The sequence below is a fragment of the Aneurinibacillus danicus genome, from assembly GCF_007991215.1.
Classification (GTDB): Bacteria; Bacillota; Bacilli; order Aneurinibacillales; family Aneurinibacillaceae; genus Aneurinibacillus; species Aneurinibacillus danicus.
Genome location: NZ_BJXX01000048.1, coordinates 1 through 21,827, shown reverse-complemented (window position 1 = coordinate 21,827; position 21,827 = coordinate 1). Strand labels below are relative to the sequence as shown.

Annotated in this window: 17 protein-coding genes and 1 pseudogene; 4 read left to right on the top strand and 14 right to left on the bottom strand. The window is 45.2% G+C overall.

Annotated features, from left to right (window positions below):
* Positions 1-759: 759 nt before the first annotated feature.
* From ADA01nite_RS05365 to yneA, 11 genes are all read right to left on the bottom strand, one after another.
* On the bottom strand, positions 760-1,176 hold the full coding sequence (locus ADA01nite_RS05365; protein ID WP_146808928.1) for an acyl-CoA thioesterase: 417 nt from the start codon (positions 1,174-1,176) through the stop codon (positions 760-762).
* Positions 1,177-1,420: 244 nt separating this feature from the next.
* The gene (locus ADA01nite_RS05360) at positions 1,421-2,491 is read right to left on the bottom strand and encodes an NAD(P)/FAD-dependent oxidoreductase (protein WP_146808927.1); all 1,071 of its coding nucleotides are present in this window, start codon (positions 2,489-2,491) and stop codon (positions 1,421-1,423) included.
* 132 nt (positions 2,492-2,623) lie between these two features.
* Positions 2,624-3,187, bottom strand: a complete 564-nt coding sequence (locus ADA01nite_RS05355; RefSeq protein ID WP_146808931.1) for a TetR/AcrR family transcriptional regulator — start codon at positions 3,185-3,187, stop codon at positions 2,624-2,626.
* Between the two features lie 64 nt (positions 3,188-3,251).
* Complete coding sequence (locus ADA01nite_RS05350; RefSeq protein WP_146808930.1) at positions 3,252-4,919, bottom strand: long-chain fatty acid--CoA ligase; 1,668 nt, start codon at positions 4,917-4,919, stop codon at positions 3,252-3,254.
* A 116-nt stretch (positions 4,920-5,035) separates the two neighbouring features.
* Positions 5,036-5,812, bottom strand: coding sequence for an SDR family oxidoreductase (locus tag ADA01nite_RS05345; protein ID WP_146808926.1), 777 nt, complete (start codon positions 5,810-5,812; stop codon positions 5,036-5,038).
* Between the two features lie 42 nt (positions 5,813-5,854).
* Positions 5,855-7,081 carry an acyl-CoA dehydrogenase gene (locus ADA01nite_RS05340; protein ID WP_146808925.1) on the bottom strand — a complete coding sequence of 409 codons (1,227 nt, stop codon included), beginning with the start codon at positions 7,079-7,081 and terminating at the stop codon, positions 5,855-5,857.
* 320 nt (positions 7,082-7,401) lie between these two features.
* Positions 7,402-8,199 carry a C40 family peptidase gene (locus tag ADA01nite_RS05335; protein ID WP_170230153.1) on the bottom strand — a complete coding sequence of 266 codons (798 nt, stop codon included), beginning with the start codon at positions 8,197-8,199 and terminating at the stop codon, positions 7,402-7,404.
* A gap of 398 nt (positions 8,200-8,597) precedes the next feature.
* Positions 8,598-11,099, bottom strand: a complete 2,502-nt coding sequence (locus ADA01nite_RS05330) for a U32 family peptidase (protein ID WP_174760592.1) — start codon at positions 11,097-11,099, stop codon at positions 8,598-8,600.
* 164 nt (positions 11,100-11,263) lie between these two features.
* Positions 11,264-11,920 carry a YneB family resolvase-like protein gene (locus tag ADA01nite_RS05325; protein ID WP_146808923.1) on the bottom strand — a complete coding sequence of 219 codons (657 nt, stop codon included), beginning with the start codon at positions 11,918-11,920 and terminating at the stop codon, positions 11,264-11,266.
* A gap of 60 nt (positions 11,921-11,980) precedes the next feature.
* On the bottom strand, positions 11,981-12,202 hold the full coding sequence (locus ADA01nite_RS05320) for a DUF896 domain-containing protein (RefSeq protein ID WP_146808922.1): 222 nt from the start codon (positions 12,200-12,202) through the stop codon (positions 11,981-11,983).
* Positions 12,203-12,279: 77 nt separating this feature from the next.
* A complete protein-coding gene (gene yneA / locus ADA01nite_RS05315) occupies positions 12,280-12,558 on the bottom strand; it encodes a cell division suppressor protein YneA (RefSeq protein ID WP_146808921.1) in 279 nt (92 codons plus the stop codon).
* Positions 12,559-12,774: 216 nt separating this feature from the next.
* Here yneA and lexA point away from each other — a divergent pair, with 216 nt between their 5' ends.
* Complete coding sequence (lexA, locus tag ADA01nite_RS05310) at positions 12,775-13,401, top strand: transcriptional repressor LexA (RefSeq protein WP_146808920.1); 627 nt, start codon at positions 12,775-12,777, stop codon at positions 13,399-13,401.
* Between the two features lie 438 nt (positions 13,402-13,839).
* On the opposite strand, the pseudogene ADA01nite_RS05305 reads toward lexA, so the two are convergent.
* From ADA01nite_RS05305 to pdxR, 3 genes and pseudogenes are all read right to left on the bottom strand, one after another.
* Positions 13,840-16,744 (bottom strand): annotated as a pseudogene (locus tag ADA01nite_RS05305) (Tn3 family transposase).
* A gap of 5 nt (positions 16,745-16,749) precedes the next feature.
* Positions 16,750-17,406, bottom strand: a complete 657-nt coding sequence (locus ADA01nite_RS05300) for a recombinase family protein (protein ID WP_146808919.1) — start codon at positions 17,404-17,406, stop codon at positions 16,750-16,752.
* Positions 17,407-17,687: 281 nt separating this feature from the next.
* On the bottom strand, positions 17,688-19,067 hold the full coding sequence (gene pdxR / locus ADA01nite_RS05295) for a MocR-like pyridoxine biosynthesis transcription factor PdxR (protein ID WP_146808918.1): 1,380 nt from the start codon (positions 19,065-19,067) through the stop codon (positions 17,688-17,690).
* Positions 19,068-19,191: 124 nt separating this feature from the next.
* Between pdxR and ADA01nite_RS05290 the strand changes: the two genes are divergently transcribed.
* The 3 genes from ADA01nite_RS05290 (at position 19,192) to ADA01nite_RS05280 (ending at position 21,317) form a co-directional block, all read left to right on the top strand.
* Complete coding sequence (locus tag ADA01nite_RS05290) at positions 19,192-19,809, top strand: FMN-binding negative transcriptional regulator (RefSeq protein WP_146808917.1); 618 nt, start codon at positions 19,192-19,194, stop codon at positions 19,807-19,809.
* Positions 19,810-19,879: 70 nt separating this feature from the next.
* Entirely contained in the window at positions 19,880-20,518 is a 639-nt protein-coding gene (locus ADA01nite_RS05285) for a LysE family translocator (RefSeq protein WP_146808916.1), read from the top strand.
* A gap of 88 nt (positions 20,519-20,606) precedes the next feature.
* A complete protein-coding gene (locus tag ADA01nite_RS05280; protein WP_146808915.1) occupies positions 20,607-21,317 on the top strand; it encodes a B3/B4 domain-containing protein in 711 nt (236 codons plus the stop codon).
* Positions 21,318-21,827 lie beyond the last annotated feature (510 nt).

Sequence of the window (21,827 nt, the reverse complement as noted above, 5' to 3'; positions counted from 1 at the left end):
ATATAGCTTCAATAAAGAAAGCATTTTCCAAAAGATTAGTCCGCCAACTGAAAGCATCAGATTATTATATTGGAAGATTAATGGTAAATGATGAGGAGCTTATATGATAGCAATAAAGAGAAATTCTAAATAAAACTCCCATGGCTTTTCAGCTGCAACCCTGACATGAAAATCAGGTTTAGCGGCTTTTTATTTTTTCTAAACTGAGAATAACCTGAAGGTTGGTGACATTGTCGTTTCTGTACTGCTGGGGAGGCTAGAATGTACTAGCCATCCTCAATAGCATTTCATTAGGTGCTATCCTAATTAGAATAACCAGACCTATCTGAAGAAGTAAGATGCAAAAATATCAATTTAATACCTTTAGGAGAAGTTTGCTCCAGATGGGATGAGTTCCTAGTTATGCGATAATATGAGTAAGATTGGCTCCAAGCTGTACGTTAATAGAACTGAGGATAATTTGTAAGAACCAAATTCAAAAGTGAGTAATTATTGTAATCTTACTCCTTGTATTCCAGTTAGAGAAAAGCCGGATGTTATAAGCTAACAAATCCGTCATTGATGTAATAATCCGATATACAGTTGGACAGGAGCGGGGAGTTGTGGTACATCTGGATTTTTATTAGTTAACATAATATATATTATCGGACGTAAGGAAAATATTTCTCATAAATTAAGATTTATTGATATTTTGAGATAAAAAAGATGAAAATAAAAAAGCCGGCAAAAATTTATTTTACTGGCTTTTTTACCGTTCGTTTATGACTCGATCTCCGCAGTATGTATCTCAAGCATATGTTCTGTAAGTTGTTCACGAATCTGTTGTGGGATTGGCTCTGATTTCTGTTCGGCAAGATTAAAGTTTACATAGGTTGTCCGGCTCTTTGCGCACAGCTTGTCATTCTGATGCATCTCTTCATGCAGAACCAAACTCGAATTGCCGATTTTTTGCACCCATATACGAACTTCAACTTCTTTTCCGTAATAGATTTGGCTCACATAATCGATGCTTGTATTAACAATAACGAGCTTCCAGTTGGCGAATGACAAATCAGGCGTAAATATTTTAAAAAGCTCATTCCGTCCGGCCTCAAACCATACCGGAACCGTTGTGTTATTGATATGGCCTACACCGTCTGTTTCCGATACGCGTGGTTGGATGATGGTTTTGAACATTTTCTCCCTCCTGGCAAATAAATTACGAAACCTCTATTCAAACAGCAAACGAAAACGCTTTCCTATCATCATATAACTATCTTTATATCATTACTATATATGAACATATGACTAGCATTATGACTTTCCAGCCGCAACCCAGACATGAAAAATCGGTCACCAACGGTTTTCTTTTTTTGCAGTTTTACCGCAGAAGGCTGACAAAGAGTCTTCCGCTTTGCAAGCAGAAGGCCCTTTTTATGCGCTAGCCCATATGATGCTTATGCATCCAGAGGACACCAGACTTGATAACGTTTGGAACTTTACCCAATAAGATGTTGTCATTCACAAGTCCAAATCCGGTTTTCTTGCCCAGATAACCAAGCACGCCTTTTAGTTTAATCGGCTCCGGCCGGTATTCATGTCCCTTCCACACAGATATAAAGTATTCGCCGAGCTGCTTGCCCTGGATGTGCGCCAACTGTGCACTAGGTGCAAATTCCGAACTTGCACAGTCGCCGACAACGAATATATCATTGTAATACGGCAGTTCGTAATTTTCTTTCACCACAATTCGGTTCATGCGATCCGCATTACTGTAGGCAAGCAGCGGATTGGAGAGCGGATTCGGCATGATCCCCGCCGTCCACACACATACGTCGTATGGCAGCGCCGTGCGATCCGGACCGTAATAAACGGCTTTGTCGTCTACCATCGTCACGCTGACGTTGGTCAGCACCTCCACTCCGTGGTCATCCAAGTACTGTCGTACGTATTTACGGATGCGGTCCGGCAGCGTGGATAACACCTCTTCCGAACGCTCAAGAAGCGTAATATTTAACTCTCGATGCTGCTCGCTTAAATCACTGGAAAATTCTACGCCCGAAAGCCCCCCACCGATAATAACAACCCGGCTTGCGGGCGGCAGGTTATCGATTTTCGCGCGTGTCTTCATCGCCTTGGAAAAAGATTGAATGCTTTCTGTGTATTCTTCTGCCCACGGTACGTTGAAATGGTTATCTACGCACCCCAGCGCCACGATCAACTGATCGAACCGGACTTCCTGCTGCTTGCAGATGACTTTATGGAAAGAAATCTGAATTTCTTCGATTTCGTCCTGGATATAATCGACCTGGCTATGTACAGGAAAAGCCGCCTTCACTTTGTTTTCGTTTAGCGATCCGCTGGCCAGCGCATAATATTCAGGTTTAATGGTATGGTGCGGAAGCCTGTCGATGACCGTAATTCGGACATCAGGCGGAATGTGCGGTAGCACTGTGTTTAAAAACGAGATGCCCCCGTACCCGGCTCCTAAGAGAACGATGTTTTTACTCATGACGCCTGCTTTTCCCCTTTCTTTCGCCTTTGCCGACTTCTTTACACTTTTTCATTTTTATCATACCTTCTATAGGCCTGCTTCTCAACAAAAAACACGTGACAAAACAAGAAAAGCAGCCAAACAAGCTGCTTACTTCTTCATTCCATTAAGAAACACCTCGACAAAGATGCACGCGACTTCGTTATCGGGCACCGGCCCTTCCGGTTTGAACCACATATAGCTCCAGTTGCAGGCACCGAGCACGGCGAACGTCATCATGTCCGCCGGCAAATCGTCGCGAAATTCGCCGTTTGCGATTCCTTGTTCAATCAAATATTGAAAATTGAAACGAAATTGGTCGCGCTTGGCCAAAATCTCATTAAGAAAATCGCCTTTTACGTTGATAAGTTCGCGAAAAAAAATGCGGGCGCTTGCCCCGTGCGATTCAATCTGGTGAATCAGCATGTAAACGACATCAAACAGTTTCTCCTTCCACGATTTATCAGAATGGTCGATAATGCGGCGCTGCTGCTCAAGAATGTTATCAATATACTGCAGGTGAATTTGCATCAACAACTGTTCTTTGCTGGTGAAGTAGTAATAGAAAGTACCTTTTGTCACACCCAGCATATTTACGATGTCTTGGATGGACGTCTCGCTGAATCCGTTCTTTTCAAAAAGAGCGATGCTCTGCTGAAGAATTTTGTCTTTCATCATTTTTGCACAAGAGACCCCCACTTCTATATTTCTCCCACCCGCCGGGTCTGATGATACACCGTTATTTGCCCGCTCTATTCCATTCGGCTTCCTGCAGTTTGCGCCAGAGAATTTTTCCGCTGCCCGACACCGGGAGCGCCTCGACAAATTCTATAATGCGGGGATACTTGTAGGCCGCCATATGCTCCTGTGCCCAATCGATAATCTCGCTCTCATCTACCAGACCGCGCTTGTCTTCGTGCAGAACGACATATGCTTTAATTTCTTCGCCTTTCCGCTCATCCGGCACGCCGATAACGCAGGCTTGCTGGATAGCCGGGTGTTTGTACAGAATCGATTCCACTTCGGATGGCCATACTTTAAAACCGGAGGCGTTAATCATACGTTTGACGCGGTCGACGATAAAGAAATAGCCCTCTTCGTCATAGCGCGCAATGTCGCCGGTACGGAAAAAGCGTTTGCCGTCAAGTTCAATGAAAGCGCTCTCGTTTTCTTCTGGACGTTGCCAGTAACCCTCGAACACCTGCGGGCCGTTCACGATAATTTCGCCTTCCTCATTCGGACCTCTCTCTTCCAATGTCTCCGGATCGATAATCCGTGCGTCAACATCGAATGCCGGTACGCCTAAACACTGTAGTTTCGGGCGATCTATCGGGTTAAAATGTGTCTGCGCCATGGTCTCGGAGAGTCCGTACCCCTCCGCGAAGCGAATGCCGGTCACCTGATACAGTTTCTCGCCTACCGCTTCCGGCAGCGGCGCACCACCTCCGTTGATCACCTCAAGCGAACTGATGTCGTAGTCACCCAGGCGCGGGTTTGCTAGAAAATCAACCACCATCGTGCTAATCACGGTCCAGTGTGTGCACCGGTGTCGCTCAATCAGCAGTGCCGCCGTATTGCGATCCCACCGTGTCATGACGACCATGGTGGCGCCGATATAGATAGGTGCGTGCATGCTGTGGACCATGCCGGTAACATGAAACAGCGGCAGAGTCGTCAGCACCGTGGTCTCGGGACTCATCGGACTCCAGAAAGCGGTAGATACGATATTGGCCTGTACCGATTTGTGCGTATGCATGCAGCCCTTCGGTTTGCCTGTCGTACCGGATGTGTATGGGAGTACGGCCAGATCCCGTGCGCTTGTTTCGGGGAAAGGGCCTGCCTTTACTTCAAGTGCCATGGCCTCTGTCCACGGTGTCACATGCGGCGAAGACACAATCATACGCGGCGCTTTGACTATGTTCGGCACTTCCTCCGCCGTGCTGGCGCAGTAATCGGAATAAGTAGCGAGGATCAAACGTTCGAGACTGCTTGACGCAAGCAGCGGGGTGATTCGTTCATACAGTTCCTGGCTGACGAAGCCTGTGCGAATCTCGCCGTCTTCAATGTAGTGGGCAAGCTCCTCTGTAATATTCATCGGATTGATCGGAACGACCACGCCGCCGGCCCGCAGGATGGCATAGTAGGCGATCATAAATTGCGGACTGTTCTGCATGTACAAGAGCAACCGGTCCCCTTTTTTGACGCCAATATGAAGCAGGTATGCCGCCATGCGATTTACTTCTTCCAGCAGCGTACGGTAGGAAAAGGAGGTGCCATAATAAAGAATGGCGGTTTTATCAGGGTAGCGGCGGGCAGTGACTTCCAAATTATCGACAATTGTCGTTTCCGGGACCGAAAGTGTCGTCGAAATGTGTGTTGGCCAGTGGGCAAAGTGGGCGCGTACCATCATTAAATTCCTCCTCATCGTCCGTAGTACCCTCTCATTTCATGGAACATTAAGCTTCTTTCATATAGTTTTTAAATAATTCAATCTATTAAACAGATGTTTACCTTTCGTTTCGGCTACATGGCTGACATGCCGCCATCGACGACCACTACAGCTCCGGTCACATAATTAGAAGCATCGGATGCTAGGAACACAGCGCTTCCTTTTAAATCATACTCGGTACCATATCGTTTGAGCGGAGTATGGTTAAGAATATGTTCTCCGTTGTGCTCCAAGAGTTCTCTGGTCATTTTAGTCGGGAAAAATCCCGGAGCGATCGCATTGACGTTGATGTTATGGATCCCCCATTTTACTGCCAAATCTTTTGTGAATGAAATCACGGCCCCTTTGCTCGCGCTGTATCCTATCGCGTCCATAAAGCGCGGATCGGTACCGACCAATCCGGCGACAGAGGCGACATTGATGATTTTGCCGGCGTTTTGATTTATCATCACCCGGCCTACAGCCTGCGACATGAGAAAAGTACCGGTCACGTTAATATCCATTACCTTGTTCCATGCATCTAACGGCATATCAATGGCGGGCGTACCCCAGGAGGCACCGCTGTTGTTGACGAGAATGTCGATACGGCCGAAGCGTTCCATCGTCTGATCGACCACCCGCTGCACTTCTTCCGGATTTCGTACATCACATGGCAAGGCGAGGCACTGCCCCCCTATCTCCTTTTGAATCCGCTCGGCCGTTTCCTCGCAGGCTTCTACCCGGCGTGAGCACAGGACAAGATTAGCCCCCGCTTCGGCGAATCCTTCCGCAATCTGTGCACCCAAACCCCGGCCCCCGCCGGTTACAATGGCCGTTTTCCCCGTTAAATCAAACAATTGTTGTATGTTCATGTCACACGCTCCCATTCCTGGTTTTATCGTTAGTTCCTGGTTTTATACGGTCAGTGCGTTCAAGTCTTTGTATTTCTTCAGCTCCATTTTTGCAATCGCTGCTTTGTGCACTTCGTCAGGGCCATCGGCCAAACGAAGCGTGCGTGCGTTCGCCCAGTGTGCGGCCAAAGGAAAATCATCGGAGACACCCGCAGCGCCAAGCGCCTGAATCGCCCGATCCAGCACCTGCAGGGCCATATTGGGAGCGACCACTTTAATCATCGCAATCTCTGCTTTAGCCACTTTATTTCCGACCGTGTCCATCATATAAGCCGCTTTAAGCGTTAGCAGGCGGGCCTGTTCGATTTCAATGCGGGAAGTGGCAATCCAATCCTGAATAACGCCCTGCTGTGCCAAGGTTTTGCCGAACGCAATGCGTTGTTGAACGCGCTTACATAATTCTTCAAGCGCACGTTCCGCGGCTCCAATAAGACGCATGCAGTGATGAATACGTCCCGGTCCCAGTCTCCCTTGAGCAATGGCAAATCCTTTGCCTTCTTCCCAGATAATCGAGTCGGCCGGTACACGCACATGATCGTAGTCAATCTCTGCGTGGCCGTGCGGGGCATGATCATACCCGAATACCGGCAGTGTGCGTGTAATGTTCACACCCGGTGTATCCAGCGGTATGAGAATCATCGACTGCTGTTCATGACGCGGTGCACTCGGATCCGTCTTGCCCATCACAATTGCAATCTTGCAGCGTGGATCCCCCGCGCCGGAAGACCACCATTTTCGTCCGGTCACGACATAGTCCCCGCCATCCCGCTCGATAGACGCCTCAATATTGGTTGCATCCGAGGAGGCGACGTCCGGCTCGGTCATCGAAAAGCAGGAACGAATCTCGCCTTCAAGGAGCGGGATCAGCCATTTGTCCTTCTGCTCCTGTGTGCCATAGCGGACAAGCACTTCCATATTGCCGGTGTCGGGAGCCGCGCAGTTGAATACTTCCGGTGCGATAAAAGAGCGGCCCATGATTTCGCACAGCGGGGCATATTCCAGATTGGTTAGGCCTGCACCATATTCGCTGTCCGGCAGAAACAAATTCCATAACCCGGCTTTTTTGGCCTGCTGCTTCATCTCTTCCATAATAGGGGGAATAGTCCAGCGGCTGTCGGCTTGATTTAGCTGTTCTTCATACGTTTTTTCGTTCGGATAGACAATTTCATTCATAAATTCAATAAGCGAGCTGCGTAGCTTCTGCACTTTCTCGGAGTAATCGAAATTCATAACCATCCTCCTTTAGCTAGCATACTGACCGGATAGTATGTTATATGTAAATTTTAACATTAATATAATCTATATTTTCTAAAAATTCAATATAATAATGTGTTTTGTTTCCTGTATAGCGTATGAATAAAAAAATGACATAGAACAATCAACAAATCTTATTTGATACTGGAACCGTAAACATGAAAAAAGGAAAGGGGAAGGAAGAAAGTGCTTTATAACAAAAAATAAGAAAGTGGACAACATTTCTGCGCGGAACGATTTTTGACGTTCCGCGCAGAAATGAGTGCATAATTCTTTTAAAAAACAAGAGGTCAAATTTAGAAGAATCGTTTTGCGCCATAGTATTGATAGTTTTTAAAATACCAGTCAAGGTTGTCGATGCGAACGTTTTTGGATGCGGCATGCGCCATTTGGTTGTTGCCTATGTATATCCCGACATGGGTAATCATGCCTTTTTTCTCCGAATCGAAGAACAGCAAATCACCCGGCTTTAAATCTCCTTCTTCTACACTTTGTCCTGCATCAAATTGCGCTTGCGAGGTACGCGGCAGCGTAATGCCGATGGAATTAAATACATATGAAGTAAAGCCGCTGCAATCAAAGCCTTCCGGGGTCATGCCTCCCCACTTGTACGGAACGTTCAGCAAATTGTTGATGACTGCATTCATTTGAGACGGATCGGGCGTTCTCGTCTCTTCTCTCGAAACCTTTGTCATTTGATTCTGCGTAACAGCTATTGCCGGTTTCTTTACCGACGGCTTGCTTGTTTGTGTTGTCTTTGATGTAGCCGGAGCGGCATTCGTTTTTGCTGGTTGGACAGATAATACCGTTGCACTGCGTTTGGTCGTATTCGCCGCTATGTGCTGGGTAGCAACCTTGGGCTGCGTTGTACTTTCGCCGCGGGACGCCGGTTTGGCTCCCGGTATGTTTAGGACTTGTCCCACTTTGATAACATCGTTGCTCAATTTGTTTGCCTTCTTAATTTCGTCGATGGAGACGCCAAATTGTTTGCTGACTTTAAACAGGGTATCCTCTTTGCTCACGGTATACGAAGCGGCGGATACCGGGGTTGCGATGACCATGGATAAGAGAGCGGCCAATGCTAGCTTTTTCATTTTCTTCACCATCCCACACAATTGTCCGTTTTCTTTCTCATAGCATGCTGATTGTTTTGATAGATTCCTATTAGGAGGTATGTATCGATACACAACTTTGGTTACGCTTTTATTCTAGCTTTAATTTCTATTCATTGGTATTGTTTTTTTCGACACACAATAGATTAAGGCCCAATATACTAGTACAAATTTCCTTTTTATTCGACAAAAATAATCCAGAGACTCTATTAAAGCTGAAGAAGAGAGCGTAAATGTAGAAAAAGGCGAACGCCTTTTTCTTCCCTGGATCTCATTTCTTCTTCCCCTTCCTTCTTTCCTCATGATTTTCACAGAAAAAGGGCGAATCACCGCGCTGGCGATCCACCCCTATCATACTGCTAGCTTTACATTCGTATTCGTTACTTTACCAGTTGTCCCCGTGTCACCCCAAGCTGGTTCGTCGCTTTAAGGGAGCGCCAGACACTTGTGCCGGTTCTCTCTCCGTTCAGCGCTTCACGGTACAGGCGCAGAACCTCCTGCACTTTATCGCTGTCTTCCTCTAAAAATTCGACGCGATACTCTCGCACGCCAAGCTCCAGGAAGTTCGAAATGTATTCGGCGCCCGATTGCTCGATCGCATTATATACTGTGTTTCGGCAGCCGATGTCGACGCGGACCGGATGCGACATGCCGATGCGATCCTGCAGGGACACCCGGTGGCTTTCGCATGGACGCCCGCAGTTGGTATAATCCGTCCCTTCGCTTAAAAACGTACAGTATACGCAATGTTCGGTATGGAACATGGGCAAGTGCTGATGAATCACCAGCTCAATGCGCTCTGTCGGCGACACCCGCAGCATATCTACCATCTGCTGAATGTTCAGATCATATGACGGTGTTACTTTCGTAAGGCCGTGTTCGAGGAACAACTCCACCGCTTTGTGATTGGCGATATTCAGGGAGAAATCCCCGAACAGCGGAAGTGTCACACCCGCTTGTTTGAAATACTGCAGCGCACCGGTATTGCGAACGAGAATCGCATCCGGCTTCGCTTTCAGGATACCGTTTAACACGCCCTGCTCGCCCGGCATGTGGATGCGCGGTGTGGCCAGTGCAATACGTTTGCCGTGCTGGCGTGCTGCCGCCACAGCTTCCGGGTAGTCGCGAGTAAATTCAAAATCAGCATAGATATAGTCTACATCCGTCTGTGCGGACGCGTGTATCTGCTCCATTGTACGGCACAGCGAGATGAGTTTCGGTGCTTCCGCTGCTGCACGGCTTGCTTTCGTACGGATATGAAGTGCCTCACGTTCTTTTGGTTCCCGTCGGATATACGTGCGCGGCTGTTCACGAAGCGCCATGAGCCGCTCGACCGCTTCACGGCGCATCCGGTTCAACTCTTTCACCGGAACAATTACATCGCCTTCAAGTGACAGTTCCAACTCGCGCAGCTCGTAAATTGTGCCGCCGAGGCGTCCCCATTGTTCATACAAATAGTCGCCGTTCAGCGGACGTTTCATCGCCTGCTCAAGATTTACTTCAGAGACAACCGTTACCTCGCCGCCGGTTTTATCATCGCGCCAGATGGATACCAGCGGATTGTCTGCGCTGCCGGTAACGCGCACAGAGAGCGGGAACGGACGGTATGGACGGTCATGCTCGAACGTCTTGCGCAGTCTGCGATCAAGTTCCGGATCGCTTGTTTTCCAAATCTTATCGCCGACATGCACACGGCTAAGCTTGACATCGTGGCGCCCCGGAACGATTTCAATGAGACCGTCCTGTACTTCGCCCTCGATTTTCCGTCCCTTTCTGCGCAAGTCGTAGACGCGCCCGCCTTCCTCCTTTTCCTGCGGGTTGCCTGCATCAAACACGATGCCGTCTCCGCGCTTCAGTGGAGCTTCCAACTCGCACAGCACCGCATCTTTCAGCACTTTTTTCACCGTGCCCAGATACACGCCGCGGCTTTTCGGGAACGTACCGTCCACCAGCTTCTTATTATTGGTTCCTTCCAGGAATCCGTGCGTAAATCCGCGGCTAAAGCTTTGCTGCAGCTCGCGCATATCCGCGGCAGATGGCTCGTACTCATTCCCCTCAAAGTATTCATCAATTGCTTTACGGTACTTACTAACCACGTTGGCCACGTACTCCGGAGATTTCAGGCGCCCTTCGATTTTAAACGATGTTACCCCCGCTTCAATCAATTCCGGAATCAAATCGATGGCCGCCAGATCTTTTGGAGATAATAAATAGGCGATGTTACCCATCTCTTTTTGAACGCCATCGACAATCAAATCATACGGCAAACGACAGGCCTGCGCGCATTCGCCTCGGTTTGCGGAACGGCCGCCCCACATCTCCGAAGTCAGGCATTGGCCGGAATAGGAGACGCACAGCGCGCCGTGCACAAATACTTCAAGCGGCGTATCCGTCTTGCTGGCAATCGTTTTAATGTGTTTTAAATTGTTTTCACGGCCTAATACAACAACTTCAAGGCCGTATTGTTTCATAAATTCAACTGCTTCCGGTGACGTAATCGTCATCTGGGTTGACCCGTGAATGGGGAAGTCGGGGGATATCTCGCGAATTAGCTTTACAAGCCCCATGTCCTGCACAATCACGGCGTCCACGCCTGCGTCGATACAAGCGTCTACCAATTCCCGTGCTTCTTCCATTTCGTCTTCGAATACTAGAATATTGAACGTCAAAAAACCTTTAACACCATATTTATGAAGATACGCCATAATCTCCGGCAGCTCGTCCATCCGAAAGTTGTCCGCTCTTGCCCGGGCGTTAAACTTCTCGACTCCGAAGAAAACCGCATCCGCGCCATTCGCCACCGCCGCTCTGAGACATTCCCAGTTCCCGGCGGGCGCCAGCAGTTCCACCATTTCTCTTGTGATTGCGGTCACTCGCCTCATCCCTTCTGTTATTTTGCGTTGCTCAAACTATTACTATACTCTATTTTTCTCATTTTCACCATCATTGTACGCTCAAATTCCTGTTTTTCCAGCAAAAAGCGCCCGGCTCTTGACGATAGGCACGGGCGCAATGAATCCGGCAGGTTTTTGAAGTCGGACGCTTATTATGCTTTTTCGTCTTTCGCGAGCGTCTCCATGTATTCACGATAGCGGCGGTGGACGGTGGCGCGGGATGCCTCATAACCCAACCCTCGCAAGGTTAAGGAAATTTCTTCAAATGTAAGCTTTTTGCGCCGCAGCTTTATAATTTCTTCCATCGGCAGATCGTTGCGCCTGCGTCCGCCTTGATCGGTATTTTTCAAATTCTGTTCAGGACGAAATCCTTCCGCGATGGCACGCCGCATCCCGCGCGAAATTTTATGGTTGGTCAGCCGGCGCTGATACTCTTCCACGACTGCGAGAATCTCAAGCACCATGCCCTCCATCTCACTTATCTGCAGCTCGCCCTGGTTGTCAAGAGAAATCACTTTTCCGCCTAACTTGCGAATTTGATGCAGGAGTGCGATTTTGCTGTTGCCGCGACCCAACCGAGATTCATCCTGAATGACAATAGCCTCTATATCTCCATCCGACATCGCCTCGAGCAAAGCGATGAGCCCCGGTCGTTCCAAATCAAATCCGCTTTCCTGCTCAGAAATCGCATGGATGACGGTCCATCCGTTTTGCAACGCATACTGTCGCAATTCTTCCATCTGCCGCTGTAAGCTTGTCTCCTGCTCTTTGCGTTCGGTGCTTACCCTTGCGTATAATCCTACCTTCATTCTCTCAGCCCCATTCCCTTGTATACGGACAAAACCCTCCGGGCGCGGGGAGGGTTTTAGTTAATGTTTATATTTTTTCTTCCTTTGCAGCGGTCCAAGTTCGTGTCCTTCTTCATCGACTAAACGAATGGAATCGAGATTGGCCTTCAGGGATCCGCGAACCGCCTGGATGTATTCATTACGCAGCGCCGTCTGTTCCGCTTTCTCTTTCTCCGTCAATCCGGTGCGTTTCGACTTGGCTGCCAGCTCGTTAATTCGTCTAATTTTCTCTTCGGTAACCATGCCGGCTGGAGTCTCCTCTCTATAAGTAAAATGTTCTCCTATTATAGCACGATTTACTTAAATGATAAACTTTTTGTCTATTCGATAGGGATAGTGAGATGATCGCCTGGCTGTACAATGGCGGACTTCAAATCGTTCGCCCGTTGAATATAGAAGAGCAACTCGTTAATGGACATGTCCGCCTGCTCATTATACCGGTCAGCGATAGCCCAGAGCGTATCGCCCGGTTCCACAACCACTTCTATGCCCTGCGGCTCGGCCGCGTTACTGCCTCCGATTGATGCGAACACCAGATTCGCCATGCTGAGGATAGCCATCCCAATTATAATTCCAATAAGCAACGATTTCTTGTTCAAACCAGTATCCCCCTTTAACCGTCTTTACGCTGATAATGAAGTGTATGCTTGTCTATGTATGTTAGAACCAAAACAAAATAAGAACGTTCGTTCTTCTTTATAATATTTCGAACAGACGTTCCTGTCAATAAAAAATTAGAACTTATGTTTGTATCCCGGAACAAATGTTGGTATAATAAATTCAACAAAAGATTCCATAGAATGGGGTGTGTTGGTATGAAAAAGCTGTCCAGCCGTCAGCTCGCCATCCTGGATTACATAAAGAAAGAAGTAAAGGAGAAAGGCTATCCGCCTTCCGTGCGGGAAATCGGGGAAGCGGTAGGCCTTGCTTCCAGCTCTACGGTGCACGGCCATCTGGCCCGCCTGGAGAAGAAGGGATTGATTCGCCGGGACCCGACCAAGCCACGCGCCATTGAGGTTTTAGACGGTGAACGGGGCGGTGCCGCTGCGCTTGAGACGGTAAGAACGGTTACAGTGCCGGTGATGGGGAAAGTTACGGCCGGTATGCCGATTACAGCCGTGGAAAACATCGAAGAATATTTCGTGCTTCCGGAGAATATAGTGGGCAACGACACCGTTTATATGCTGCGCATTCAAGGGGAAAGTATGATTGATGCCGGCATCCTCGACGGAGATTATGTCATTGTCCGCCAGCAGCAAACCGCCAACAACGGGGACATTGTCGTTGCGATGACGGAAGAAGACGAAGCCACGGTAAAGCGTTTCTTCAAAGAAAAAAATCACATTCGCCTGCAGCCGGAGAATCCGACGATGGCTCCGATTTTGCTTCCTGCTGTGACCATCCTGGGCAAAGTGATCGGCGTCTACCGCAACGTCCACTAATCCATTGGACGACACTGCGAACTCCGCACACATAAGAAGGTGATCCGAATCCGGACCACCTTCTTTTTTCATCTTTATATAAAGGTACGGAAACGATTCGAGGAATAAGGGGCCACATGTGTAAAATTTTTCAGATCTTATTACCGTAATGGCTATTATCGGACGCTCACCTTAATTCTCCAAGAAGGAAATTTCCTTTTTTTGTATAATTTTATTAATATGCCATTTAAAAAAGGGGGGGAAGCATTAGTTGATTTATTGTATAAAGGTGTAAATAAGCCAAAAAGGGGCTGGCACCTCAAAAGGGTATTTTACATATCCTTTTGGGTCAGCCCTTTTTGGGGTACCGCCAGCAAAACGCGGATTTACAACGTTAAGGAGATCTGGACACAAAAATAGCCGATTTTCACCACGCTAAGGGTGTAACCGGCTTTATTGCTATCCTTGGTTTAAAGGCCGCAATGATTCTAAGGTGGTAACCCTTTCCGGATCAAAGCGATACTCGCCAAGGAAATTGATATGCTCCCATCCCAATGGAGACACATGTTTTAATAAATCCTCTCGTAACGTTCCTTTACTCCGGAGTAGATCCGTAGCTTTACCTAAATAAACCGTATTCCAAACGCTAATTGCATTAATCAGGATGTTCAAAGCACTTGCACGTTGTAACTGATCTTGCAAAGCTCGTTCTCTTAGTTCTCCATGTTTTCCGAAGAAAATGGCTCGTGCCAGAGCATTCATTGCTTCCCCTTTGTTTAAACCGCGTTGGATACGGCGGCGCATCGATTCGCTTGAGATGTAGTCCAGGATAAAGATCGTCTTTTCGATTCGTCCCATCTCTCTAAGTGCCTTAGCAACCTTGTTCTGCCGAGCATAGGAGCCAAGCTTACCCATAATGAGCGCACCAGACACTTTACCCTCCCGAATAGAATGTGCCAGGCGCAAAACATCATCGTAATTTTCACGTATGACCTTCATATCAATTTGACCGCGTAGAAGATTCTCTAACTTTGGAAAGTCGCTAGGTTTTCCGATCACATAGAGCTTTGCATCCGACAAATCACGAAGACGTGGGGCAAATCGAAATCCTAGTAAATGAGTCAACCCAAATACCTGATCCGTATAACCAGCGGTATCCGTATAATGCTCCTCAATTGACAAGTCCGACTCATGATGTAAAAGGCCATCGATGACATGCACCGCATCACGAGCGTTCGTATTAATAACTTTCGTATAGAATGATGAAAACTGATCGCTAACGAATCGATAAATAGTAGCTCCTTTTCCTGATCCATAATGTGGGTTAGGATCGGCACTGAGAGACGAAACGCCTACTTGCACGCGCATACCATCAGATGAAGATGTGCTTCCATCCCTCCAATAAGACGCTAATGATCGACGATGATGAAAGTTCACAAGTGTTGCTTGTGCTCTGTTCATTGCATCATCGTACATTCGCCATTGAGCAGTATTGGCCATTTGATGATACGAGATACCAGGCGTTGCATCAGCCATTTTGGTTAAGCCTATATTGGTACCCATTGCCATGAGTGCTGCTAGAACAATCGGTTTTTCTTCGGCTTTAGGTGGACGATTGGTCGAGGCATGGATAAATTGCTCATCAAAACCTGTCCAGCTTGCTACCTCTAAAAGTAGATCTGTCAGCTTCACTCGTGGCAGCATGCTATAGAGGGTGGCGCTATATTGTTTTGCCTCTTCTGGAACGTCTTTTTCAAGTCGCTTAACATGTAATCTGCCTTTTTCTACGTTGACCCCTTCAAGCGCATCGATGTTTTCACTGACCCACCTTAATCGATGTATTAGGGACGTAGTTCTCTCCTCAAGATACTCTTCAACATTAAGACTTACTGCCAATCTGGTACCGGTTGAATGTATGGATTTCCATTCGTTTTGTGGTACCAAGTACTCGTCGAAGTCTCTATATTGCCTGCTTCCGACAATGGAAATATCTCCGGATCTCACATAATTTCGCAATTCCATAAGAGCCGCCATCTCGTAATAATGCCGATTAATGGTCCCATCTTCATCGAAAACATGCTTTTGCCATCGGTTCGATACGAAATCTAAAGGAGCACCTTCAGGTACTTTTCGTTTACCGGTATTGTTCATTTCTCGAATGGTATCGAGCGCTCTCATCAACGGTTCAGCTGACTTTGTTGAGCGAAACTCCAATGCATTTAGTAAAGTAGGTGTGTATTTTCGAAGATAATTAAACCGACTTTCTAAAAGATCTAAATAGTCATAATTAAGTGGCCGCGATAGTTTCTTGGCTTCTTCTACAGATTCAACAAACTTTTCCCATGGCATGACCATTTCTAGCATAACAAAAGGATCAATTCCCTCATCTCGTGCTTTGATAAGAGCAGCTCCTAAGTCGGCATAGTGGACAATTTTTTCATTCACAGCTTTGCCATTTTGCTTCTGGATCTCCTCTTGTTGTTTCCGACCTTTTGATTGCAAGCTTAAGATTTGCTTATCGTGGATCTCAAATGCTCGGTCAACTAAATCTTGACTAAGATTCAAAAGGTACGCCACCAATAGCGTATATCGTTTTGCTTCATGGAAGCGTCGAAAAGATTGTGGCTCATATCGAGCGCCCAGGCGTGAGAGTTGTCTTAGCCGATTGGGATGGATAGTTCTAGTATCGATATGTAGTTGCAAGCTCCGTATATAATCTAACCGTTCAATAACCTTTAAAAAGGCTTCAGGAGAGAATTGTCCTGTCGGTTCTTTTAGCCAACCAAGTGTTGTTTTTTCCGGTACCAATCACAGGTTCGATAAGCTTGTCTAGTTTCTGTTTTTGGTAAGAGGTTAGAGCAGCGTGGATCTGGCGATAAATCCGTTCTTCCGCACGATGCCGCGCTTCCCATACGACCCTCTCAATTGTTGTAATGGCCGGCAGGATGATTTTTGAGCGACGCAGCTCATCTAATGCTGCACGAATCAAATGAACAGCATTTCCGTTTTCCAGCGCCAGATTAAATAAGTATTTCAACAACCGTCGATAATCGTTCGTTGTAAACGTGGTAAATCCATATTCCTCACGGATTTCTTTTAGATGATCCCATAACGTGTTTTCCCTTCGGGCATACAAAGAAAAAACTTCTGGATCAATATCTAGCTGTTTTGCCAGATAATTAAGCAAGAAGTCAGGAATCTTTTTTATATCAGTTAAGCTCCATCCTGGATAACGAAGTAATGCTAATTGGACGGCAAAGCCTAACCGGTTGTAATCTCGTCTGTGGAGATTAATTATTTCCAAATCATGTTGCGAGAAGGTGTAGTAAGTAGCAAGCTCCCATTCACTATTGGAAGGGGTCATCCATTCTAGTCGCTGGTCTGTTGTAAGGAGTTCTTTTCCGCGCAAGGTATCCACACCTTTCTTTGATTTTCATACTCCTTTACCCGTCGATAAAAAGTATTTGGCTTTAGACCAAGACGCTTCATTCCTTCCGTCGCAGTGATTGCTCCTGATTTCCACTCATCATACACCCGAATGAAATCCGCATTAATCTCGTACTTACGTCGCCCGAATCTCACTCCGTTATTCTTTGCCACTTCAATTCCTTCGGCCTGCCGTTGCTTATTTTTTTTACGTTCTTGCTCGGCCACATAAGAAAGTAAGCTTAAAAATTGGTCCTCCATTAACTTTCCAAGATCGCCCATGCCTCGGAATTTCCGGCTATCAAAAAGCGTCTCATTTTCCAGTACTACAATATCTGCGTTTAGCTCCCGTGTAATATACTTCCATTCTCGAATGATACCATCATAATCCCGACCTAATCGGTCGAGTGCATCAAGGTATAGTAAATCTCCTTTGCGAATGATTAAAAGCATCGCTTGATACTGCGGCCGGTTAAAATCTTTTCCACTTTGCTTTTCAATGAAGATATAGCGTTCTTCAATTCCAAGTTCACGAAATTTCTTAAGCTGTCGTTCAGGATTTTGATCCTTAGCTGAAACGCGAGCGTACCCCAGTTTCAAAAATAGCAACTCCTTCCTATAATCTATATCAAAAAGTATATCAACAAATTGAAATGTTTCAAAATAAAAAAGCATACTTTATGACACACAGAATATTACCTGTTTTCCAGCGTGTCATAAAGTATGCTTTATGAAAGGGATCCTACCAATAAAACGTGGAAAACATACGTTAAGACAATTTTTAGAATGAAAAAACCGATTTTTCCTACGTTAAGAAAAAATCGGTTTCTAAAAGTAGAGTTTGTATGAGAAAAAACTTTTCTTGATATCCTGAGTGTTTTTTATGACCAAGCTTTTTTTAAGAGCTCCACACCAAGCTGGATTTCATCAAAAGAAAGATTACTAAAACCAAGTTTAATAATTGGTTTATCAGAATTGTTTTTAACGAAGTAGAGTGAGGTGGGATACACTTTAACACCATAAGAGGAAGCACGCTCGATTAGCCATTCTTCTGAACGCTTCAAGTGTACTTTTACTAATAAGTATAAACCAGACTGCTCACCAATAATGGATATATTTTGCTCAAATTCTTTTCTTAATACTGATACTAAGTGCTGCATTTTTCGTTTATAAACAAGACGCATGCGTTTAATGTGGCGATTCCATTCTCCATCTTCCATAAATTTAGCCATGGTGAGTTGGCTAAGAATTGAAGTGGTACTTTCGAAATGAAGGAATTGATGTTTATAATGATCTAAAAGGGGCTGCGGCAACACCATGTAACTTAAACGGATTCCTGGAAGAAAGGACTTTGAGAAATTCCTTAGATAAATGACCCTTGATGAATCAATAGAAGCGAGAGCTGGAAATGGCTGTTGTGTATAGCGAAATTCACTATCATAATCGTCTTCGATAATGTATCCATGCCTCTTGTCAGCCCAATGAATAAGTGCATGCCGTTGTTGAATAGGCATGCTTACCCCGTATGGACTGTGATGGGAAGGCGCTACATAGATTAATCGTGATTTCATATGTTCTAATTGTGAAAAATCAGCACCTGTTTCATAAACGGGTAAAGTTTCAAGCGTGAAACAATTTAATTGAAAAGCTTCCCTAGCACCGTCGTAACCAGGGTCTTCAACTATAATACTCTGGAACTCATCCTTCAGTATATGCCCAAGGTATACAAGCATTTGTTGGGTACTACTTCCGATAATGATTGCATTTGGATCTGTTCTTACCCCACGAGACTGGAGTAAATATGCTGCGATTTGTTCGCGTAGGCACAATTCGCCAAAAGGTTCCCCGTATCGAAAGCTGTCCTTTACTGTTAATACCTGATTCGAGATCCTCCTCCACGTTTTTAAAGGGAAATGCGATTGATCGACCACGTCTGCGCGGAAATCAATGCGAACAGGTGGTACCGGCTCTGTTTGCTTGTGATGAAAAGAGCTGTGAGCTTCTTGAAATAAAAGGGGTTCTAACTCATTTACAAAATAACCTTTTCGGCTCTCTCCACGAATATACCCTTCAGAAACAAGTTGTTCATATGCCATTAATGTTGTATTACGGCTTACATGTAAGGAATCTGCAAGTTGACGAATGGAGGGCAAGAGCTCATTCGCCTTTAAGTCGCCTTGTTCAATAAATGATTTAAATTTCTCGTAGATTTGTTTGTATTTAGGAGAGTTATCTTCGAAGGTAAAAATGGTATTTTTCATTGGCATCCCCTCTGACATGTGGATTTTTTTAATATTGTACCTTTTTTCATGTCAGCTTGAATTATATCATACCGTGTAAAGGATATGTGTTGTATGTAAAAAACAGGATTGGGGGAGGTTTCACATGTATATCCCAGAGCATTTTACGATGGAAGATGTTACTGTTGCCTACTATGTCATACAGGAGAACAGTTTTGCAACTTTGTTTTCCATTCATAAAGGAATGCCCTTCGCTACACATTTACCACTGTTGTTAAATAAGGAGCAAACCTATTTGTACGGTCATTTTGCCCGTCCAAACCCGCAGTGGCAGGATATTCAAAATCAGACAGTCTTAGCCGTTTTCCATGGTCCTCATTGTTATATCTCTCCCTCTTGGTATGAGACCAATCAAGCAGTGCCAACGTGGAATTATGTGACCGTTCATGTTTACGGACAAGTTGAGCTAATCGAGGATGAACACGAGTTAATGAGTTCCTTGAATGATATGGTATTGAAGTATGAAGCTCCTGACAGTTCTTACAGATTGCAGGATGTAGATGCTGAATTTCTCGTTGGTATGAACAAAGGCGTTCAAGGATTCAAAATAAAAATCGATAGGATTGAAGGGAAAGCAAAGGTAAGTCAAAACCATTCCTTACACAGACAAGAGCTCATTATAAAACAGTTGGAACAGATTCCATTTCCAAACGAGCAACAAATTGCCTCCTTGATGAAAGCGAACCTTAAAAATAAAGTGTAACCTTGCTTTCACCAATCAAGGAGGAGCCCAATTAAATCATGTGCAAAAATACAACAAGGAGTTGCATTTTATGGAGTTTTCAACTATTTGGCTATTTGTAATTGCTGCTGCTACATTGTTAATAATACCTGGACCAGCTGTGTTCTATATTATGGCAAGAAGTATAGATCAAGGGAAGAAAGCGGGCCTGGTATCCGTTCTTGGTGTATCTCTTGGTGGTTCTGTTCACGTTTTAGCTGGAGCAATTGGAGTTTCTGCGATCCTTATGACATCAGCAACAGCCTTTAATATCGTTAAATACTTGGGTGCTGCTTATCTTATCTATCTGGGGTGTAAGACTTTATTTTCTACATCTGATAGAACGACTTCAGAAATTCCAAAAGCTCCTCGCAAAAAATCATTAAAGATTTTTTACCAATCAGCGCTCGTAGAAGTAATGAATCCTAAGACAGCACTCTTTTTTTTAGCCTTCTTTCCGCAATTCATATCACCTTCTGCTGGATCAGTCACAGTACAATTTTTGCTTTTAGGAACTATATTTATTATCCTAGCTTTTATTAGTGATGGTCTGTATGCAGTTCTTGCAGCAAGTATTAGAAAGCGGATTGTGGGTAGTAAAGCGAGTTCAAAGTTAATGAATCGGATAACTGGTTATTTGTATATTGTTCTAGGGGTATTCTCCATCTTTGCGAGCCCCCAAAAAACATAAGAGTATTATGATGAAATTTATCGTGTTGTGACACAACAAATAGCGATTCTACCAAGACAATAAGTAAAATGAAATGGAGAGATATTTTATGCCTAGATTTATCATTGAAGATGATTTTTGGTCGTTATTCCCTCATGCAAAAATAGGCACCGTTATTTGCCAGGGGATTGATAATTCAATAAGGGACGTTGAAATCTACGAGAAGCTGCTGCAGGAGGCAGAGAAAGAAGCACATAAATTTCTCAGTCTGGAGGAATTCAGTAGTAATCCAGTCATATCCGTTTGGCGAGAAGCTTTTCAGAAATTCAAGACAAAGAAAGGGGCAAGGTGTTCCATTGAAGCTTTATTAAAAAGAGTGAAAAATGGCAATCATATCGGAACAATAAACCCGCTTGTTGACATCTATAATTCAATTTCATTGCGTTATGGGCTTCCGTGTGGTGGAGAAGATATCGACACTTTTGTAGGCGATATTCGGCTAACGCAGGCAAATGGAAACGAACCGTTTATCCCATTGGGAAATGATGAAAACGCTTCGCCATATGAAGGTGAAATTGTTTATAAAGATGATGATGGTGCAATATGCAGATGCTGGAATTGGCGTGAAGCTCTGAGGACGATGCTAACGGAAAATACGAAAAATGCATTCCTCTGTATTGAATTAATAGATGAAACAAGAAGCGATGAGTTTCATATGGCGCTTAAAGCATTGTCTGATTTAGTGTCACATAATCTTGGTGGTATTGTGAAGATTGAAGTGTTAGATATTAATAATAGGGAAATTACAATCTTTGGTTAAGGTCAAATTGCGTTTAAAAATGATGCCCTGTGAGTCGATATGGACAAAAATACGGTTTCGTCCATAATAAATGCTTATCAGGACTCTACGTGAACCTCGCTGCGGCGGTTTTTTTTATATCCGATTGTTAGGTATGTTACGAGAAGATTTATTAAAACATATGTCCCCGTTGGAATGGGAGCATATCAACTTTCTTGGTGAGTACCGTGTTGATCCAAAAGGAATTACCACGTTAGAATCATTACGGCAATTAAACCAGGGATAGCAAAAAAGTCGGTTACACCTTTAACGTGGTGAAAATCGGCTATTTTTGTGTCCAGATCTCCTTAACGTTGTAAATCCGCGTTTTGCTGGCGGTACCCCTTTTTGTTCATGTATAGGAAAGTACATTTCACTTTATCACTGTAAAGCGAAATGTACTTTCCCTCCATTCGTAAGCGGGAAAAAACTCGCGGGGCGTGTGCCGACCGTTGCATTCACTATTAATCTTTTTCATCATTTAGTCCATTA

What these genes read in the sequence shown, in the direction of transcription:
- ADA01nite_RS05365 (WP_146808928.1), bottom strand. Translation starts at nt 1,176, where the DNA reads ATGTTCAAAACCATCATCCAACCACGCGTATCGGAAACAGACGGTGTA.
- ADA01nite_RS05320 (WP_146808922.1), bottom strand. Translation starts at nt 12,202, where the DNA reads ATGGTTACCGAAGAGAAAATTAGACGAATTAACGAGCTGGCAGCCAAG.
- ADA01nite_RS05325 (WP_146808923.1), bottom strand. Translation starts at nt 11,920, where the DNA reads ATGAAGGTAGGATTATACGCAAGGGTAAGCACCGAACGCAAAGAGCAG.
- ADA01nite_RS05335 (WP_170230153.1), bottom strand. Translation starts at nt 8,199, where the DNA reads ATGAAAAAGCTAGCATTGGCCGCTCTCTTATCCATGGTCATCGCAACC.
- ADA01nite_RS05345 (WP_146808926.1), bottom strand. Translation starts at nt 5,812, where the DNA reads ATGAACATACAACAATTGTTTGATTTAACGGGGAAAACGGCCATTGTA.
- ADA01nite_RS05285 (WP_146808916.1), top strand. Translation starts at nt 19,880, where the DNA reads ATGGAGTTTTCAACTATTTGGCTATTTGTAATTGCTGCTGCTACATTG.
- ADA01nite_RS05330 (WP_174760592.1), bottom strand. Translation starts at nt 11,099, where the DNA reads ATGAGGCGAGTGACCGCAATCACAAGAGAAATGGTGGAACTGCTGGCG.
- ADA01nite_RS05350 (WP_146808930.1), bottom strand. Translation starts at nt 4,919, where the DNA reads ATGGTACGCGCCCACTTTGCCCACTGGCCAACACACATTTCGACGACA.
- ADA01nite_RS05340 (WP_146808925.1), bottom strand. Translation starts at nt 7,081, where the DNA reads ATGAATTTCGATTACTCCGAGAAAGTGCAGAAGCTACGCAGCTCGCTT.
- ADA01nite_RS05290 (WP_146808917.1), top strand. Translation starts at nt 19,192, where the DNA reads ATGTATATCCCAGAGCATTTTACGATGGAAGATGTTACTGTTGCCTAC.
- ADA01nite_RS05360 (WP_146808927.1), bottom strand. Translation starts at nt 2,491, where the DNA reads ATGAGTAAAAACATCGTTCTCTTAGGAGCCGGGTACGGGGGCATCTCG.
- pdxR (WP_146808918.1), bottom strand. Translation starts at nt 19,067, where the DNA reads ATGAAAAATACCATTTTTACCTTCGAAGATAACTCTCCTAAATACAAA.
- ADA01nite_RS05355 (WP_146808931.1), bottom strand. Translation starts at nt 3,187, where the DNA reads ATGAAAGACAAAATTCTTCAGCAGAGCATCGCTCTTTTTGAAAAGAAC.
- ADA01nite_RS05280 (WP_146808915.1), top strand. Translation starts at nt 20,607, where the DNA reads ATGCCTAGATTTATCATTGAAGATGATTTTTGGTCGTTATTCCCTCAT.
- lexA (WP_146808920.1), top strand. Translation starts at nt 12,775, where the DNA reads ATGAAAAAGCTGTCCAGCCGTCAGCTCGCCATCCTGGATTACATAAAG.